Source organism: Achromobacter sp. GbtcB20, from assembly GCF_019091095.1.
Lineage (GTDB): Bacteria > Pseudomonadota > Gammaproteobacteria > Burkholderiales > Burkholderiaceae_B > Achromobacter > Achromobacter mucicolens.
On sequence record NZ_JAGXJZ010000239.1, the window covers coordinates 1 to 446 of the forward strand.

1 protein-coding gene and 1 pseudogene are annotated in these 446 nt (G+C 64.6%); both read right to left on the reverse strand.

The annotated features are described in order from the left end of the window. Window positions 1-201 (reverse strand): annotated as a pseudogene (locus tag KVT32_RS28780) (hypothetical protein); the annotation flags it as partial. A 38-nt stretch (window positions 202-239) separates the two neighbouring features. Beyond that, on the reverse strand, window positions 240-446 hold a 207-nt coding region (locus tag KVT32_RS28785), incomplete at its 5' end, for an alkaline phosphatase PhoX (RefSeq protein WP_217619279.1).

Here is a 446-nt window from a genome sequence, read left to right on the forward strand (position 1 = left end):
TCCCTCTCCCTTGATGGGGAAGCTGAAGCGGCTGGTGCCCAGCTTTTCCAGGCCGAGGTCGAAGGAAACGCTGCCGGCGCGGCTGTAGTCGGTGATCGTGTTGCCGGCCGACAGCTCCGAAGTCAGGAGGACGGCGGCCTGGCTCGATGCGGCCAGCGTCATCGCGGCGGCGAACGCGAGGATGGATTTGGTGATGGTCATGGTGCTCCCCTTGTCTAGGTGTGCTTAGGTATGTGCAATTACAGCGGGCCTTTGGCCCAGGGACCGGTGATCGCGAAGGTGATGCCCGGCGTCTGGATGTTGACGAACAGGTAGCGGCCGGGCGGGTCGAAGCAGGCGCCGGCGAACACGTTGCCGCGATGGTCGCCCGACAGCGTGACCAGCTTGTTCGCGCCCTCCAACTGGGCGGCGCTGAGCACCACGTTGTTCTTGGCGAAGATGTAGGC